Here is an 831-nt window from a genome sequence, read left to right on the forward strand (position 1 = left end):
ACGCCGCGTTCGGGGGCCTACTTTGTTTTCCCTCTGGCGCAAGGCACGCCGGGAAAACAGTGCGGCCTCGCGGCTACTGGGGTCTACCAGCCTTCGCTTCGCTCTCCATGGCTGTCAGCGAGGGTAGTAAAGAAAATCAACCCAGTAGAAATCTATGATTCACTCGATAGACGTAGTGAGACTGGTCCACTACGACCATCACAAAAAAGGGTTTTATCTGATTGGTTCTCAACACGTAAAGATGAAAGGAACAACATAATAAAGCTGCATACAGGTGAAGGAAAAACACTCATTGGGCTATTAATACTACAATCTAAAATCAACTCTAATGATGGACCTTGTCTGTATATATGTCCAAACAAATACCTTGCAGAACAAGTAAGGCTAGAAGCACAGAAATTTGGAATACCGATTTGCGAAATCAGTGCCGACAACGGCCTTCCTGAAGAATTTATAGCGGGAAATAAGATACTTATTACACATGTTCAAAAAGTGTTCAACGGCCGAACAATTTTTGGCTTGGGTAATCAATCTGTAAGTGTTGGAGCAGTAATACTTGATGACTCTCATGCTTGTATTGATTCAATAAAGAACGCACTAACAATAAAGGTTGATCGCAATCATTCACTCTACAACAAGGCAATGTCCATTTTTGAGGACGACATAAGGGAACAAGGTGAGGGTAGTTTCTTAGAAATTGAGAGCGGTGACTATAACACGATGCTTCCAATTCCATATTGGATCTGGTATGAAAAAAGAAACGAAATATCAAGAGCGCTTATTGAGAGCAGGGATGATATAGAAGTTAAGTTTGTTTGGTCAATTATTAAA

General features: G+C 41.3%; 1 protein-coding gene. It reads left to right on the forward strand.

Going from position 1 to position 831, the window contains the following annotated elements; all coding sequences use genetic code 11:
* Positions 1 to 150: 150 nt before the first annotated feature.
* Positions 151 to 831: DEAD/DEAH box helicase family protein (locus ACOCD2_RS22925; protein ID WP_419588633.1), on the forward strand; the 681-nt coding region annotated here is incomplete at its 3' end.

Origin of the sequence: Thiolapillus sp. (genome assembly GCF_048562965.1) — a bacterium.
GTDB classification, from domain to species: Bacteria; Pseudomonadota; Gammaproteobacteria; order Chromatiales; family Chromatiaceae; genus Thiolapillus; species Thiolapillus brandeum_A.